This window comes from Thalassovita sp. ABM4_323 (assembly GCF_056158665.1).
On record NZ_JBSWTS010000007.1, the window covers coordinates 323,139 to 337,941 of the forward strand.

The 14,803-nt window shown below is 58.7% G+C and carries 15 protein-coding genes; 1 reads left to right on the top strand and 14 read right to left on the bottom strand.

Annotation, left to right across the window (positions count from 1 at the left end; genetic code table 11):
• Positions 1–42: 42 nt before the first annotated feature.
• The 8 genes from ACXADQ_RS03935 to maiA form a co-directional block, all read right to left on the bottom strand.
• On the bottom strand, positions 43–918 hold the full coding sequence (locus ACXADQ_RS03935) for an amidohydrolase family protein (protein WP_475315787.1): 876 nt from the start codon (positions 916–918) through the stop codon (positions 43–45).
• A 67-nt stretch (positions 919–985) separates the two neighbouring features.
• Positions 986–2,779 (bottom strand): feruloyl-CoA synthase, encoded by a 1,794-nt coding sequence (locus ACXADQ_RS03940; protein WP_475315788.1) that lies wholly within the window; start codon positions 2,777–2,779, stop codon positions 986–988.
• Between the two features lie 13 nt (positions 2,780–2,792).
• Positions 2,793–3,272 carry a MarR family winged helix-turn-helix transcriptional regulator gene (locus ACXADQ_RS03945; RefSeq protein WP_475315789.1) on the bottom strand — a complete coding sequence of 160 codons (480 nt, stop codon included), beginning with the start codon at positions 3,270–3,272 and terminating at the stop codon, positions 2,793–2,795.
• A gap of 6 nt (positions 3,273–3,278) precedes the next feature.
• Positions 3,279–4,049, bottom strand: coding sequence for a crotonase/enoyl-CoA hydratase family protein (locus tag ACXADQ_RS03950; protein ID WP_475315790.1), 771 nt, complete (start codon positions 4,047–4,049; stop codon positions 3,279–3,281).
• A gap of 158 nt (positions 4,050–4,207) precedes the next feature.
• Positions 4,208–5,530 (bottom strand): TRAP transporter large permease, encoded by a 1,323-nt coding sequence (locus ACXADQ_RS03955; protein ID WP_475315791.1) that lies wholly within the window; start codon positions 5,528–5,530, stop codon positions 4,208–4,210.
• Positions 5,527–6,111 carry a TRAP transporter small permease gene (locus ACXADQ_RS03960; RefSeq protein ID WP_475315792.1) on the bottom strand — a complete coding sequence of 195 codons (585 nt, stop codon included), beginning with the start codon at positions 6,109–6,111 and terminating at the stop codon, positions 5,527–5,529. Before ACXADQ_RS03960 ends, ACXADQ_RS03955 begins: the two co-directional genes overlap by 4 nt.
• 91 nt (positions 6,112–6,202) lie before the next feature.
• The gene (locus tag ACXADQ_RS03965; RefSeq protein ID WP_475315793.1) at positions 6,203–7,237 is read right to left on the bottom strand and encodes a TRAP transporter substrate-binding protein; all 1,035 of its coding nucleotides are present in this window, start codon (positions 7,235–7,237) and stop codon (positions 6,203–6,205) included.
• A gap of 214 nt (positions 7,238–7,451) precedes the next feature.
• A complete protein-coding gene (maiA, locus tag ACXADQ_RS03970; RefSeq protein ID WP_475315794.1) occupies positions 7,452–8,096 on the bottom strand; it encodes a maleylacetoacetate isomerase in 645 nt (214 codons plus the stop codon).
• 363 nt (positions 8,097–8,459) lie between these two features.
• On the opposite strand from maiA, the gene ACXADQ_RS03975 reads away from it, so the two are divergent.
• Positions 8,460–8,813 carry a MarR family winged helix-turn-helix transcriptional regulator gene (locus ACXADQ_RS03975; RefSeq protein ID WP_475326029.1) on the top strand — a complete coding sequence of 118 codons (354 nt, stop codon included), beginning with the start codon at positions 8,460–8,462 and terminating at the stop codon, positions 8,811–8,813.
• Positions 8,814–8,867: 54 nt separating this feature from the next.
• Here the strand turns inward: ACXADQ_RS03975 and ACXADQ_RS03980 are convergent, their stop codons facing one another.
• The 6 genes from ACXADQ_RS03980 to hydA form a co-directional block, all read right to left on the bottom strand.
• Entirely contained in the window at positions 8,868–9,839 is a 972-nt protein-coding gene (locus ACXADQ_RS03980; RefSeq protein WP_475326030.1) for an ABC transporter substrate-binding protein, read from the bottom strand.
• 50 nt (positions 9,840–9,889) lie between these two features.
• Positions 9,890–10,729 carry an ABC transporter permease gene (locus ACXADQ_RS03985; protein ID WP_475315795.1) on the bottom strand — a complete coding sequence of 280 codons (840 nt, stop codon included), beginning with the start codon at positions 10,727–10,729 and terminating at the stop codon, positions 9,890–9,892.
• Complete coding sequence (locus ACXADQ_RS03990; protein WP_475315796.1) at positions 10,729–11,592, bottom strand: ABC transporter permease; 864 nt, start codon at positions 11,590–11,592, stop codon at positions 10,729–10,731. Before ACXADQ_RS03990 ends, ACXADQ_RS03985 begins: the two co-directional genes overlap by 1 nt.
• A gap of 246 nt (positions 11,593–11,838) precedes the next feature.
• Entirely contained in the window at positions 11,839–12,633 is a 795-nt protein-coding gene (locus ACXADQ_RS03995; protein WP_475315797.1) for an ABC transporter ATP-binding protein, read from the bottom strand.
• Positions 12,630–13,328 (bottom strand): SDR family oxidoreductase, encoded by a 699-nt coding sequence (locus ACXADQ_RS04000; protein ID WP_475315798.1) that lies wholly within the window; start codon positions 13,326–13,328, stop codon positions 12,630–12,632. Before ACXADQ_RS04000 ends, ACXADQ_RS03995 begins: the two co-directional genes overlap by 4 nt.
• A gap of 4 nt (positions 13,329–13,332) precedes the next feature.
• Positions 13,333–14,793 carry a dihydropyrimidinase gene (hydA, locus tag ACXADQ_RS04005; protein WP_475315799.1) on the bottom strand — a complete coding sequence of 487 codons (1,461 nt, stop codon included), beginning with the start codon at positions 14,791–14,793 and terminating at the stop codon, positions 13,333–13,335.
• Positions 14,794–14,803 lie beyond the last annotated feature (10 nt).

The following is a 14,803-nucleotide window of genomic DNA, read 5'->3' on the forward strand; positions in this document are numbered from 1 at the left end:
GAAAACCGGGGCAAGGTGAGAGATTTCAGACAGTCAACAAGCTTAGTCCATCAGGCCCAGCAAGCGGGCACCGTTGTTCTTGATGATGTCTTCGCGCAGGTGGTCCTTGATGGCGATTTTTTCGAAATCGGACAGCCAGCGGTCTGGGGTGATCATCGGCCAATCCGAACCGAACAGGACCTTCTTCTTCAGCAGGCCATTGCAGTAGCGCACCAGGATTTCGGGGAAGTACTTAGGCGACCAGCCGGACAGATCGATGTAAACGTTAGGCTTGTGGGTCGCGACCGAAAGCGCCTCTTCCTGCCAGGGGAACGAGGGGTGCGCCAGGATGATTTTCATGTCGGGGAAGTCCACCGCCACATCATCCATATACATCGGGTTCGAGTATTTCAGGCGCATGCCGTTGCCGCCACGCATGCCCGAGCCAACACCGGTCTGGCCCGTGTGGAACAGCGCGATACCACCGTTTTCAGCGATCACTTCGTACAGTTCATAGGCCATGCGGTCGTTGGGATAGAAGCCCTGCATGGTCGGGTGGAACTTGAAGCCTTTGATGCCGAAATCGTTGATAAGGCGGCGCGCTTCGCGGGCGGCCATTTTACCCTTCCACGGGTCGATCGAAGCAAACGGGATCAGAACATCATCGTTTTCGGCGGCCAGCTCGGCCACTTCTTCGTTCTTATAGCGGCGATAGCCGGTCTCGCGCTCGGCATCGACAGGGAAGATCACCGCGGCGATGTTCTGTTCGCGGTAGTGGGCGGCGGTCTGTTCGATGGTCGGCGGGTGGGTCCACGGTGCGCCAAAATACTTGGCCATCGTGGTTTGCAGATCATCATAGCCATCATCAGCGTGACAGCCGCAGGGTTCTTCGGCGTGGGTGTGGAAGTCCAGCGCGCGGACTTTGGTAATATCAACCATTGCTATGGTCCTTTCACAGTCGCGACGCCGGGGGCACGTGGTCTTGCCACCGGCATCAATCTATTGCTCAGACGCGGATCACGTCGGCGTCGGCGTCGTCATAGATGCGGGCCTCCAGCGCGGCGCGGCGGGCCAGCACCTTGCGGACGTTCAGGTTGCCTTTGGCGGTAACTTCGTGATCGGCCAGCGAGGGGGGCTCGGCCAGGATCAGCGCGGCACCCACACGGGTCGAGCTGCCGGTGGCGTCTTTGGCCAGATCGGCCAGACGGGCGCGAACGGCTTCGACCATTTCCGCATCGGTGATAATCTCGCCGGGTTTGCCGTTCTGCGGTTCGGCGGGGAACAACAGCACCCCGATCGAGCCACGGTCCTGCCCGGTGATCACCAGGTCGCTGACCAGACCATCCAGGGCCGACATCAGCTGGCCACGCAGCGCCGCTGCACGCACCCAGGTGCCCGAGGTCAGTTTGAAATCTTCGGACAGACGCCCATCAAAGCTGAGCCCGCGATCATAGTCATCGGGGTCCACGAATTTCACCGCGTCACCCGTGATCAGGAAGCCTTCGTCATCAAAGCTCTCGGCGGTTTTCTCGGGGTCCTCGAAATAGCCGGTCATGATGTTGGGGCCCTTGCAGCGCAGCTCGTAGCGGCCATCATCCTCGGGGATCAGCTTGATTTCGGCACCCGGAACCGGAACACCGATGATGCCCGAGCGCGCGACCTTTTCATGCACCACCAGCGTCGCCGGGGCGGTTTCGGTCATGCCCCAGCTGGACACCATCAAGGGTACATTGCCGGTGACTTCTTCGGCCATTTCTTCCAGGGCTTGCCAGGTTTCCTGCGGCAGCGAGGCACCGGCATAGAAAGTGAAATCCAACCCGGTGAAGAAGTCTTTCCGCAGATCAGCGTCAGCTTTCAGCGCTTCGACCTGACGGGCAAACCCGACGGGGACGTTAAAGCCCAGCGTGCCGGTGTGCATCTTCAGATTTTCCAGCGTGCGCGGGAACAGCTTGTCGGTCGGTTTGCCATCGTCCAGATAGATCGAACCACCGTTGGACAGCATCATGTTGAAGTTATGCGACCCGCCAAACACGTGGTTCCAGGGCAGCCAGTCCAGGATCTTCGGCGGCTTGGCCTTCAGACCGGGGAAGACCCCTGCAAGCTGAGCCTGGTTCACACACATCATTTTATGCGTGGTCAGAACACCCTTGGGGTTCGAGGTCGACCCCGAGGTGAACAGGATTTTGGCAACGGTTTCAGGCGTCACCGCAGCATGGGCCGCGTCAACATCTGCATCGCCACCCTTCAGCGCGTCAGCCATTGCGATCACGTCGCGGGGTGCACCTTCGGTGCTGCTGGCCAGCACGTCATAGTCAGCCAGGGCCTCCATCGCGATGGCATCGCCATAGCGTTTGGCGTCATCAACGAACAGCAGGCCGGGGCGGACTTTTTCGATCACATAAAGCAAGCGGTCATGGGCACCGGGGATCAACGAGTATTGCTCGGCCACGGGCACGCTGGCCATGCCGATATACTGCGTGGCCAAAGCCAGCATCGCGTGATCGACCGAGTTTCCGGACATCACAACGACCGGGCCTTTCTTGTCATAGCCGTTGGACAGCAGCCAGGCGCCCAGATTGCGCACGATGTTCAACGTGTCCTTATAGGTGACTTCGCGCCAGCCATCGCCATCACGTTCTGCGATAAACACAGCGTCCGGGGACTTTTCGGCCCATTCATGCAGCCATTCACCGGTGGTGTTGACCACATCCCCCAAGGGGTAAGCCGAGCGCAGCACCAGGGTGCCGTCCTCGCGCGTTTCGGTGCTCACGTCCTGAGGGACGGTAAACTGATCGGTCATCAGGTGGATCTCCTCAATCCAGGGGGTCGATACGGCCCAGTAGTTCAATCAATTGCGCGCGCTCATCCGGGTTCAGACGAGCCAGCCGATCCTCCTCGGCCTCGGTCAAAGCACGCGAGGCGGCATCGCGCCGTTTAATTCCTGCTAATGTCGCCCGCAGCGCATACGACCGGCGATCCGTCGGCACACGGAAGCGGCCGATCAGATTGGCCTGCTCCAGCGAGTCGATGATCAACACGGTGTTTGACCGCTCCATGTTCAGGGCGGCGGCCAGTTGCGACTGGGTGACATCGGGGTTGTCCACGATCACGCACAGCGCGGAAAACGTGGTGATGCGCAGCCCGAACTCGTCCAGAGTCCGCGCCGCGTTGGATTGCATGATGTTCGAGGCACGCTTGACATTATACCCAGTATACGAGCGCAGGTGGCGGTCCAGCGGACCGTTCGATGCCTCAGGTTTCTTGGCGGATTTTGCTGCGGGCTTACGAACCATGAGCGATCACCGGAACGTGGGTGCGCGCTTTTCGAGGAAGGCGCGCAGGCCCTCTTCGGCGTCCGAGCTGGTTTGGGTCAGCGCGGCACACAGGCTTTCGGCGAACAGACCGTCCTGCTTGGACATGTCCTCGATCCGGGCCAGAGCGTGGATCATGACATAGTTGGACAGGCCGGCGTTCTTGGCGATCTTGCGCGCCAGTTCCATGGCCAGAGCCAGGGCTTCGCCTTCACCCACCGAGTAATGCGCCAGACCCAGGTCCAGGCCTTCGTCCGCGTTGTACTTGCGGCCGGTCAGCATCATCTCGGTCATGCGATCCGCACCCAGGATGCGACCAACGCGCACCGAGGCCCCACCACCAACATAGATGCCGCGGCGACCTTCGGGCAGCTGGAAGATGGTCGAAGGCTCAGCGATCCGCACATGAGTTGAGGTCGCCAGTTCCAGGCCACCACCGATGACGGCGCCGAACATGGCCGACACGACCGGCAGGCCCGAGTACTGGATCTTGTCCATCACGCCGTGCCAGTTGCGCGAATGGCGCATGGTGCCTTCGGCGTCACGGGCGACGTGCTCGCTCAGGTCCAGACCCGAGCAATAGTGACCGTCGATGCCGGTCAGCACGACAACCTTGGCTTCTGCCGGAGGGTTGGAAAAGAAGTCGTCCAGGGCCGCCAACAGCTCGTCATTCATCGCGTTGCGTTTGCCGGGACGGTTCATGGTCACGACGGCGATGTTGTCTTGCATTTCGACGTTGATGATTTCAGTGCTTGTCATTGTTATCTCCGCTATTAGCTATGCGTCATAACTATATTCGGACTTAGAGTCCAGAAAATCCTTCGCTGCAGGTGCACAGTCGGGCTGGACCTGAAACAAAACACCCCGGCGTACCATACGCCGGGGTGTTGATTTTTCTCATCTGATCAAGGCCACGTTCAGTGCAGCAGGCGCACAAGGAACAGGGTGATACCCGGGAACAGAACCAGCAGGATCACACGCGCGATGTCCGATCCTACAAAGTACATAACGGCCTTGTAGGTTTCGATCATCGGGGTCTTGCGATCCATCGAGTTGATGACGAACAGGTTCATCCCCACCGGTGGTGTGATCAGACCGACCTCCACCACGATCAGAACGATGATACCGAACCAGATGGCGACCTCTTCGCTGGTCATGCCAAACTCGAGGTTCGAAATGATCGGGAAAAAGATCGGGATGGTCAGCAGGATCATCGACAGCGAATCCATGACGCAGCCAAACACCAGATACAACGCCAGGATCACGGTCAGAATCACCCATGGGCTCAGACCCAGGCCAACCACCCATTCGGACAGGGCTTGGGGCACCTGGCTTTGGGCCAGGAAGCCGTTATAGAACCCGGCACCCAGAACGATGAAGAAGATCATGGCCGTGCCGCGCGCGGTGGCGATGAAGCTTTCGACCATCGTCGATTTGGTCAGACCCCCGTTGATCAGCGCGATCAGGCCGGTGCCCAGTGCACCAACAGCAGCGCCTTCGGTCGGGGTGAAGATACCCAGGTAGATACCGCCGACAACAGCGATGAACACGATCAGCACGGGCCAGACATCCGCCAGCGCGCGGAAACGCTCGGACATCGGCTGTGGCTGACGCACACCTGCGGCATCCGGGTGGATACGCACATAGATCGAGATCGTGATCATATAGCCGATCGCAGCCAGAATGCCGGGAATGAACGCGGCCAGGAACAGCTTGGCGATGTTCTGCTCGGTCAGGATGGCGTAAATCACCAGGATCACCGACGGCGGGATCAGGATGCCCAACGTACCGCCAGCAGCCAGCGTCGCGGTCGAGAAACCACCCGAATAGCCATAGCGTTTCAGTTCCGGCAGGGCGACCTGGCTCATGGTGGCGGCGGTGGCCAGCGACGATCCACAGATCGAGCCAAAGCCCGCACACGCCCCAACGGCCGCCATGGCAACACCACCACGGCGGTGCCCCAGGAAAGATTTAGCCGCCTTAAACAGCGCTTGGCTCATCCCGCCCAGGGTCGCGAAATGACCCATCAGGATAAACATCGGCACGATGGACAGCGAATAGCTGGAGAAGGTCGAATAGGTCTCGGTCTTCAGCTTGGCGAAGGCGACGTTCCAGCCCCCGTTGATGAAGTACAGACCGATCAGGCCAGCAAGGAACATCGCAAGGCCAATCGGCACCCGCACGAAAATCATCAACAACAGCAGGGGAAAGGACGTCAGTCCGATTTCAAGATTGGTCAATGCTCTGCTCCTCCACCGGCGTGGATGATGGTCTTGTTCTGGAAGAATTCAGCAATCCGAACGACAGCAACGTAGACGCTGACAATGGCTGAAACGCAGCCGGCGACGAGGCTGGCGGCATAGGCCCACCAGATCGGGAATTGCAGCAGGAAGGTGGTTTCCTGGTAGCGCATTTTCGAGTTCATGCCCTCGTACAAGCGCCAGGCAATCAGGATCAGCACGACCGCAAACAGGATCTCGACGATCATCTGGATAAAGCGGTTCACACGCACTGGCAGGGCCGAGGTGAAAATGTCCACCGATGCGTGGCCGCCGGTGATTTGACACAGCGGAATAAATGAGAAGATGGCGAATGCGATACCGGCTTCGACGATTTCGAAGTCGCCCAGAACGGGACCCACGCCCGTGTCCAGAATGGTCTGCGCAAAGTCACCCAGGATGGCTTGGGCAAAGCCCGAGTGGAACAGAGTGTTCAACGTCCGGCCCAACACCGACACACAGGTCAAAAGCACAAGAAAGGTCAGAATGACCCCGCCGGTGATCGCCATGTATCGGGCAAGTTTGTTCATGAACTGTTGCATGAAGGTCCTCGTCCTTGACTAGAGAGGGTGAGGCGAACCACGGCAAGATTTCGCTTGCCGTGGCAGCCAATGATATTAAGGAGGGTGCCCCTTAGTTGCTGTGTTTGGCAATCAGGGATTTCGCCTGATCCAGCAGAGCCTGACCGTCATAGCCTTTGCTATCCATTTCGGCGACCCAGTCAGCCTCTTGGCTGGCTGCGGCGTCACGCCAGACCTGAACCTGCTCGGGGGTCAGGGTATGGATGGTGTTGCCGTTGTCGACAGCCTTGGCACGTGCCGGAGCGTCCGATTCCTGCATCAGCTTACCGGCCCAGGCCGAAACGTCGGCGCCCGAGTTGGCGTCGATGACGGCTTTCAGATCGTCGGGCATGGCTTCGTACTTGTCACGGTTCATCGCGAAGATGAAGGTGGTGGTGTACAGCGATGCGTCACCGAATTCGGTGTGGTTGCTGACCAGCTCAGGCACTTTCAGTGCGCCGGTGACTTCCCACGGAATAACGGTGGCGTCGATCACGCCTTTGGACAGGGCTTCGGGTACGGCGGGAACCGGCATACCAACGGGGGTGGCCCCCAGTTCGGTGAAGAACTTGTTGGTCACGCGGGTCGGGGCGCGCAGTTTCACACCGTTCAGCTCAGCTGGCGACGTGATCGGCTTTTTCGAGTGGATCAGACCCGGGCCGTGCACCCACAGACCGATGACTTTGAAGGGCGCGTATTCCTTGTCCAGCATGTTGGCTTCGGCATACTCGTAATATGCGCGGCTGGCGGCTTCGGCGTTGGTCATCATGAAGGGCAGCTCGAACGCTTCGCCTTGCGGGAAACGGCCAGGGGTATAGCCCGCAACGGTCCAGACGATGTCAGCGATACCGTCTTCCAGCTGACCGATCAGGTGAGGGGGTTTGCCGCCCAGCTGCATCGAGGGATAGCGCTCGATTTTGATCCGGCCTTCCGACTCGGCTTCAACCTTGTCAGCCCAGACGTCCAGGATCAGGCGCGGTACGTTGGCCTGTGCGGGCAGAAACTGGTGCAGTTTCAGCGTCACATCCTGAGCGAAGGCTGCCGAGGTGCTACCGGCCAGAATGGCGGCAGCAGCTGCGGTGCGCAGTGCTTTGGTGAAAAGTTTCATATGGTCTTACCTCCCGTGGTTAAGATCAGGTTTGGCCGAGAACCGGCCCAAACGTGCCCACATGGACACGTTATTCGTTGGCTGCAAAGGTCGGATCAGGACAGGGCGCGGAGCACAAATCAGAGTCGCACCACGGGCCATAGACCCATTCTTGCGAGGCTTCTGTCATTGCACTTCCCATCACTGCGATACTTTCCTCCGTGCAGCTGAGATGTCAAACTTCAAAATCAGGCTGGTTCTTCGGATGCGCGTCCGAAAAGGCACTAAGAAGCTGACATTGTTCGTAAATTCTGTTGATATTCGGCATCTGCGAAATATCAACGTTGAAACGCTGGGCCGAGAACACCTGCGGCACCAGGCAGATATCCGCGAGGCTGGGTGTTTCTCCGAAACAGTAGGGCGTACCGGTGTTGCTTTTGGCCAGGATGTCCTCGCAGGCCTGCAATCCGTCGCTCAACCAGCGGGCCAGCCATGCGTTCACGGCCTCTTCGTCCTGCGACAGGTCGTTTCGCAGATACTGCAGCACACGCAGATTCTGCAGCGGATGGATCTCGCAGGCGATCACCTGGCTAAACGCGCGCACCTTGGCACGCAAAATCGGGTCCTGAGGCAAAAGCGCGGGCGCAGGATAGGTTTCGTCCAGCCATTCGATAATGGCCAGGGATTGCGTCAGTTCATCACCCTCATCGGTGATCAGCGCGGGCACCAGTTTCTGCGGGTTCACAGCCGCGAATTCCGGTGACTTTTGCTCTCCGTGCTTCAGATGCACGCTCTCGAAATCATACTCCAGCCCTTTCAGGTTGAAGGCGATCCGGCACCGATAGGCGGACGAGCTGCGGAAATATCCTAGAAAACGCATAGGCGTCGGGTCTCCATCAAGATTCGAAACGGAAGATCATTCGGGGGACGCGGCTCAAATGCGACAACCCGACTCAAACGCCCCAAGGGACGCTTGCGCTTTCATGTGATCAATGGCCAAGTAACTCAACACGGCTCCTCCTCCCTAGGATTTGTGTTGTTGCTTATTAGATATGTATTCATATCGTTATGGATCATGTCAATCGGGTAGCATGGAATTGAAAACAACGCTAGACACTGATAAAGCTGACCATATGGTCGGTTATATTGAAAAACCAGAGAAAAAATGTCCAAATATCACGATATGCCGGGGCACTTGATCAGACGTGCTCACCAAGCTTCCACCGCGTTGTTTCATGAACATATGACCCGTGAAGGCATTGATATTACACCATTTCAGTTTGCAGCCATGTCTGCCATCAAATTGAACCCGGGGGCCGATCAGGCCTCGGTTGCGGCCTGGGTGGCCTGTGACAGGGCAACCATGGGCGGCGTGGTCGATAGATTGGTGGAAAAAAAATTCGTTCAGCGCACCGTTTCCCCCAAAGATCGGCGGGCGCGGGTGCTGACGTTAACTGATTCGGGGTCCGAAGTGCTGTCTCAGATCGAACAGGTCGCAGCAAACGTACAGGATGAAATCACCCACGGCCTGACCCAGGACGAGCGCGAGACGCTGGTTTCGCTGCTGCAGAAGGTCAGCCAAAACAACCCCAAATAACGCGAAAAGGCCAGCCCACCGGGCCGGCCTTTCCCAAGGTATTCAGAGCGGAAATCAGTTCAGTGCCTTATCCGTGATCATGTGGGTCCAGGCCCCTTCGGGCGCTTGGGTGATCACGCCCCCATCCATCACAATTCCAACGGTACGTTCGTAGGCAGCCGGGTCCAGCGCCCCGTTTGAACCCGCGGTCAGTTTGGCGATTTCACCCATCATGCGGCGTTGGTGCTTTTCGGTCTGGGCACCGCTTTCATCATTTTCCAACACGATATCGGCCGCCTCATCGGGGTTTTCCTCGGCATATTTCCAGCCCTTCAGCGACGCTTTCACAAAACGCGCCAGCTTGTCGACTTCGGCAGGATCGGCCAATTTTTCTTCGGTTGTGTACAGGCCATCTTCGAGCGTCGAAATGCCCTCGTCCTCGTATTTGAAGACCACAAGATCGTCTGGCGTCAGCCCCGCGTCGATCACTTGCCAATACTCATTATAGGTCATCGTGGTTGCGCACTCGACTTGCTTTTGCAGCAGAGGATCAACATTGAAGTTAATCTTTTGGATCGTCACACCACCTTCGGAGCCATCCGTCGGAATGCCCAGTTTGCCCATCCAGGTGTACAGCGGGATTTCGTTCCCGAAGAACCAGGTTCCCAAAGTATGGCCGGGGAAGTCAGCCGGAGACGAGATCCCGTGCTCTTTCAGACAGGTCAGCATCAATCCCGACGAGGCAAAAGGTTGCGCGATATTCACGATTGGCGCGCCTTTTTCACGCGCGGCCAGAGCCGACGGCATCCAGTCAACCATCACATCCGCTCCGCCCCCAAGCAGAACCTGAACTGGCGCGATATCGGGCCCACCGGGTTTGATCGTGACGTCCAGGCCTTCCTCTTTGTAAAAGCCCTTATCCAGCGCCACGTAATAGCCCGCGAACTGAGCCTGCGTGACCCATTTCAGCTGCAACGTCACCTCGTCTGCTGCCTGAGCCATCCCGCCCCAAACAGTCAGGGCCGCTACGCCCAGCGTTTTCACCATGGTTTTCATTTCATACACTCCTAGTTTGATTATTCGTTAATTTGGTTTGCTCAGCCTCTCTGTGACGGGTGCCAAAAGGTCACTGCTTTTTCCAACAGCGCGACCCCGCCGTAAAATGCGGATCCCACGACGGCGGCGACGACGATCTCGGCCCAGACCAGATCCAGCGCCAGTTGCCCCACACTTGTGGAAATCCGAAATCCCATCCCCTTGATCGGAGACCCGAAGAATTCAGCCACGATCGCCCCGATCAGCGCCAGGGTCGTGGCAATTTTCAGCCCGTTGAAAATGAACGGCATCGCAGCCGGCAGGCGCAGCTTCAGCAGCGTTGTCCAATAGCCAGACGCATACGTCCGCATCAAATCACGCTGCATGTTGTCCGTGTCCTGCAGCCCCTCGACCGTGTTCACCAGCATCGGGAAAAACACCATCACCACGACCACCGCCGCCTTGGACTGCCAATCAAAGCCGAACCACATCACCAGAATGGGCGCCATCCCGATGATGGGCAGCGCGGCCACGAAATTGCCCACTGGCAACAGCCCGCGCTGCAGGAAGGGGAACCGATCCACGATCACCGCCATGACAAAGGCCGCGCTACAGCCGATGATATACCCGCTCAGCGCGCCTTTCAGCACGGTCTGAACGAAGTCCTCCCACAGGATGCCGGTCGAGGCCGCAAAGCGTACCGCAATCGCACTCGGCGCGGGCAACAGCACCGGAGAGATGCCGAAACCACGCACCACCGATTCCCAGATCAGGATGATGGTCACGCCGAAAATGATCGGCACCGCCAACGATGTGGCCCGGCCGCGGGGAAGGCGTGACAACCAGATGTTCAGCCCCCAACCGGCGGCCCAGGCGATCACTCCAAAGACAATCCAGCCCATCACGCCATCCCCATCCGCTTCAACGTCACACGCTGGATCACTCCAATGATCGCCACCAGACAGGCCGCCAGCGCCGCGGCCATGATCAGCGCGCTCCAGATCTGAATGGTCTGCCCATAGTAGGACCCGGCCAACAGGCGCGCCCCCAATCCGGCCACAGCACCCGTGGGCAGCTCACCCACAATGGCCCCCACCAAAGACGCCGCCATCGCGATCTTTAGCGAGGCAAACAGATAGGGCATCGAACTTGGCAACCGCAGCTTCCAGAATTCCTGCCCACCGCTGGCGCTCCAGGTTTTCATCTGATCCAGCTGCATCACGCCGGGGCTGCGCAACCCTTTGACCATGCCCACCACGACCGGGAAAAACGACAGATACATTGAGATAATGGCCTTGGGCAAAAGCCCCGAGATACCGATCGCGTTCAGTACCACGATGATCATCGGCGCAATCGCCAATATGGGAATAGTCTGGCTGGCGATGACCCAAGGCATCACGCTCATATCCATCACCCGGTTATAGACGATCCCCACGGCCAGCCCGATGCCCAGCACCGTACCCAACACAAACCCCAGCATGGTCGAGCTAAGCGTGATCCCCGAATGATAAATCAGCGACCGTTTCGAGGTGATTTTCTTCTCAACCGTGGTCTTCCAGATCTCGATTCCAACCTGATGAGGCGCTGGCAGCTTGGGTTTATCCTGGCTCCAAGTCTCCTCAACCAGCTCACTGAACGACAGTTCGACCTTGGCCCGTTTTGCCTGATCATAGGCCCAAGGCGCGTTCAACACGACTGCCGATGCATACCAAAGCGCCAAGATCGCCGCTACGACCACAATAACAGGAAGCAACGCCTGCTTCATACCAGCGCCCCCCCTGCTTCTTTGCTCCGCAAATACTCAATTGCTCCACTGTGCCAAACGCACAGTTTTCTGAGTATTTTAAGAGCAAAGAAAGGAATTGGTGGTCTTCTACCCTCACGGTACAGGCTGGAGAGCCGATGGCCGTGAGCGAAGAAGGGGCCCGCGTCCTTAACCCAAGCGCGGGGAGATCGCGAGGGGCGACTTTTTGGAAGCGCCCCTCGTGGCTCAGAAGGGAAGCGGATCGACTCAGTCATCATAGGCGTGTCCTGCGCGCAGGCCATCACGGACGCGATGAGCGATTTCCAGGAATTCGGGTGTATCGCGGATATCCAACCTTCGTTCGCGTGGCAGTGTGCTTTCGATCACATCGGTGATCCGGCCAGGGCGCGGCGACATGACAACGATCTTGGTGGACAGGTAGACCGCCTCGGGGATTGAATGGGTGACAAACCCGATGGTTTTGTTGGTCCGTGACCAGAGCTGCAACAACTGTTCGTTCAGGTGATCGCGTACGATCTCGTCCAGCGCACCAAAGGGTTCGTCCATCAGCAGGATGTCCGCGTCAAAGGCCAGCGCCCGCGCGATCGAGGCGCGTTGCTGCATGCCGCCCGACAACTGCCAGGGGAATTTCTTTTCAAAACCAGCCAGTTCGACCAGCTCGAGCACCCTTTTCACACGATTGTCTTGATCGGCCTTGTCATAGCCCATGATCTCCAGCGGCAGGCGGATATTGCCCCCGATCGTGCGCCAAGGATACAGGCCCGCGTGCTGGAACACATAGCCATAGGCGCGGGCCTTGCGGGCTACCTCGGGGCTGACACCGTTCACGGTGATCGAGCCCTCGGTCGGGGTTTCCAGGTCGGCCATCACGCGCAAAAACGTCGTTTTGCCACAACCCGAAGGGCCGATGAAGCTGACGAAATCGCCCTTGTGGATGTCCAGTGACACATCGCGCAGCGCGTGCACCGGGCCGTCATTGGTCTGGAAGGTCAGGCTCAGATTTTTCGCCGAAATGACAGTTTGGTCGGTTTGCTCGGTCATACCGATCTCGTTTCTCCTCCGTCTACGCGGATGTTTTGCCCGGTGATATAGGCGGCGCCGTCCGAGGCCAAAAAGGCAATGGTGGCCGAGACTTCGTCCACTGTGCCCATGCGGCCCAGCGGAACATTCGCCGTGCGTTCGGGGGGTTGCGGGAGGCTGTCGATGAAACCCGGCAGCACGTTATTCATGCGCACGTTGTCGGCCCCGAAACGGTCCGAGAACAGCTTGCAATAGGCGCCCAGGCCGGCGCGAAATACGTTGGATACAGGAAAGGTCAGGCGCGGTTCAAACGCTGCGAAGGTCGAGATGTTGATGATCGTCCCGCCCTTTTGCGCCACCATGATGGGTGCGATCAGGCGCGACATGCGGATCACGTTCATCAAGAAGATATTCAGACCCTCGTGCCATGCGTCATCGGTGATTTCCAGCAGGTCTCCCTTGGGGCCATGCCCGGCCGAGTTCACAACCACATCAATGCGGCCCCAGCGATCCATCGCCAGATCGACGAAGCGCTGCAGATCCTCGGGCACGAGGTTCGACCCGGTGAATCCCAATCCGCCCAGATCCTTGGCCAGTGCCTCGCCCTTGCCGGACGAGGACAGGATACCAACGTCGAACCCGTCAGCATGCAAACGGCGGGCCGCATCTGCGCCCATGCCGCTACCTCCGCCGACGATCAGTGCTACCTTCGTCATGCGCTTAAATCCCGGCCGGGATATTCATCGGGTCTCGCTTGATCATTTTCGGGCTGGTCAGCTCCTTCCACTTGGACAGGGCAACACTGGCCGAATTGAACGCCGGGCGCGGGATGAAGCGGCCACGGCCCGGTTGCGGCTGGCTGTTTTGCCCCCAGGCCCAGATGACCTCGCCCCGGTTCAGGGTATAGCGCGCCTGAGCGGTGACATCGAAGCCTTCGAACACGTTGTAATCCAGCACCGAGTGGTGGTTGGCCTGGCTGATCGTCTTGCTGATCTTGGGATCCCAAACCACGATATCGGCATCCGCACCTTCGACGATCGCGCCTTTTTGCGGATAGATATTCAGGATCTTCGCCACATTGGTCGAGGTCGCAGCAACGAATTCGTTCGGGGTCAGACGGCCAGTTTCCACGCCTTGCGTCCACAGTACGGCCAGACGTTCCTCCAGCCCGTTCGAGCCGTTGGGGATCAGGCAGAAATTGTCTTTGCCCATCAGTTTCTGTTCGCTGGTAAAGGCCGCGTGGTCGGTGGCGACCACTTGCAAGCTGCCCGCCTGCAGACCGGCCCACAGGCTGTCCTGGTGGGATTTATCGCGGAAGGGTGGCGACATCACCCGGCGGGCCGAGTGCATCCAGTCGCCCTTGAAATACTCGCTTTCGTCCAGCGTCAGGAACTGGATCAGCGGTTCGCCATAGACGCGCATGCCGTTTTGGCGGGCGCGGCGGATGGCCTCGTGCGCCTGCTCACAGCTGACATGCACGATATAGAGCGGCGTCCCGGCGGCATCAGCGATGGTAATGGCGCGGTTGGCGGCCTCGCCTTCGAATTCCGGCGGGCGGGAATAGGCGTGGCCTTCGGGGCCGGTGATGCCCTTGGCCAGCATTTCCTCTTGCATGTCCGCCACCAGATCCCCGTTTTCGGCATGGACCATCGGCAGCGCGCCCAGCTCGCGACAGCGTTTGAAGCTGGCGAACATCTCGTCATCCTCGACCATCAGCGCGCCCTTATAAGCCATGAAATGCTTGAACGAGTTCACGCCCATATCGACGGCGTCTTTCATCTCGTTGAAGACCTGCTCGTTCCAGCCGGTGATCGCCATGTGATAGCCCACATCCGAGCAAATCTGCGGAGCCGACTTGCGGTGCCATTCGTGGATCGCGTTCTTGATGCTGCCATCCTCGCCCGGCAGGCAGAAATCCACCACCATCGTGGTGCCGCCCACGGCCGCCGCCCATGTGCCGGATTCAAAGGTTTCCGCCGCCGTTGTCCCCATAAAGGGCATTTCCAGATGCGTATGCGGGTCGATGCCGCCGGGGATCACATAGGCGCCTTCGGCATCAATATATTCGTCACCTTTCAGATCCTCGCCGATCTGTTTGATCTTTTCGCCCTCGATCAGAACGTCGGCTTTCCATGTCCGGTCAGCGGTGCAAACGGTCCCGCCCTTGATCACCTTGGTCATGTCGTTACTC